Source organism: Halomonas sp. WWR20 (assembly GCF_054602495.1).
The window spans coordinates 1-1,885 of sequence record NZ_JBTRHR010000024.1; the positions used below are offsets into that span (position 1 = coordinate 1).

1 protein-coding gene and 2 pseudogenes are annotated in these 1,885 nt (G+C 57.1%); 1 reads left to right on the forward strand and 2 read right to left on the reverse strand.

The genetic code is table 11. From position 1 onward, the window contains the following. Nucleotides 1-187: pseudogene (locus ACW4DH_RS18945) on the reverse strand (hypothetical protein); the annotation flags it as partial. A gap of 99 nt (nt 188-286) precedes the next feature. Continuing rightward, complete coding sequence (locus tag ACW4DH_RS18950) at nt 287-1,306, reverse strand: TRAP transporter substrate-binding protein (RefSeq protein WP_459637958.1); 1,020 nt, start codon at nt 1,304-1,306, stop codon at nt 287-289. A gap of 402 nt (nt 1,307-1,708) precedes the next feature. Here ACW4DH_RS18950 and ACW4DH_RS18955 point away from each other — a divergent pair. Continuing rightward, nucleotides 1,709-1,885, forward strand: a pseudogene (locus tag ACW4DH_RS18955) (dihydroxy-acid dehydratase); the annotation flags it as partial.

Here is a 1,885-nt window from a genome sequence, read left to right on the forward strand (position 1 = left end):
CGAACACCAGCCAGGCGGCGCCGCGCGCGCACCACACCACACCGCGGTCGAAGGCGCTGCGGACCGGATCGCTGGCATCCGGCGCCCCGGAAGCCGGCTCACCGGCGGTGGGCGCGGCGATTTCATCCTCGCGGGAGGCGACGGGCACCTCGTCGCGGCTGTCCCGGTCGGGGGAGTGTCGAGACATGACCTTTCCTCTGGATAAAACTGCATCAACTCGCTAACGACCCGAGGCGGGTATTAGCGAGTTGACAGGTGATGGCCGACATAGCCGGTTCACGCTGGGTTAGAGCTGGTTGCGTGCCTTGAGGAAGGCGGTCGCAGAATCATACACTTTCTGCGTCATGGCGTTCTTGCCGGCCCATTCCTTCCATTCCTGCTCGGCGGCCTGGCGGAACTTCTTGCGTTCTTCCGGCGGCAGGTCGAAGGGGTGGACGTCGGGATTGTCCTTGAGTTTCTGCAGTGTCTGGATGTCCTGCTCCTTGAGTCGGGCCACCAGATCGTAGGCCATTCGATCGAAGGCCGTTTTCAACGTGACCTGCAGGTCCTCCGGCAAACCGTCCCAGATATCCTTGTTGATCGAGACGGCAATCATCGGCATGGAGTGGAAGCCTGGATATAACGGATAGGGCGCAAAGGAATGCAGTCCCATGGCATCGTTATTGGACAGAACCGTCGAATCCGCCGCATCGATTACGCCCTTTTCAAGCCCGGTATACACCTCGGAGCCCGGCAGGTTGACCGGCGTGGCGCCGATGCGTTCGAAGATGTTGTAGACCATGCCCTGAGGAGCGCGGATTTTCAGCCCCTGGAAATCGGCTATGGACTCGATCGGCTGGGTGGAGGGGATCGACTCCAGAGGGAAGGTGCCTGCCGCGATCAGGTGGGCGCCGTAGGGCTCGGTGAGTTCGTTGTAAAGCTCTTCGCCACCACCGTACTTCATGTACTCAAGAAAATCGTAGGGGTCGTTCCACGCACCGACCAGGTTCCCCAGCATGCCGTAAGCCGGATCCTGTCCGGAAAAATAGCTGGGGTCGGTCATGTGGCCCTGCAGAATGCCCGAGCTGACCGCCTGCAGGGTTTCCGTCGGCCCCACGATCGAATTGATCGGCATGACTTCGATTTCGACCTGACCACCGGTCATGGTGCTGATCTTGTCGGCCCACTCCTGCTTGATCTTGAAGCTGGGTTCGCCGGAAGTTTCCGAAGCCTGAAATTTCCATTCGTACTCGGCGGCCCAGGCGCTACTCGCGCCGAGCAGAAGGAGCGAACCGGCTGCGAGCAGGGTGTACTTGAGAGGTTTCATGAGTTGGCTCCGTATGGCGTTGTTCTTGTGCTGCGTCGTATCGTGCTAGGCATGAGGTGCTAGTGATCAAGGCAGCAGGCGTCCATCAATGCGTGGCTTATATGTTGAACATAGATGAAGTAAGTTCAACATAGACTTTAGCCTATGAAACTCGCTCTATGCTGCGCTGTCTGTCGCATGGCTTGCAGCGGAGCTGCCGGAGGCAATGTCCAAAAGTTCTACTAGGACAGTGAGTTATTCATATTGGGAAGTATTTTGGCTGCTGCGCGGGAGTTATAGGAAATCAGCGGTAAAAAATATTGATATTATTTTTCATATCAATATTGAGAGATTTTGCTATTACAAGGTTATCGATAATCCGTGTAGGGTTCTGACAAAGCATTTTCATGGAGTGACTCGACCATGCCAGACACCAAGCGCCCGCTTCGCTCCGCCGAGTGGTTCGGCAGCGCCGACAAGAACGGTTTCATGTACCGCAGTTGGATGAAGAACCAGGGCATCCCCGACCATGAGTTCCAGGGCAAGCCGATCATCGGCATCTGCAATACCTGGTCGGAACTCACGCCCTGCAACGCCCAT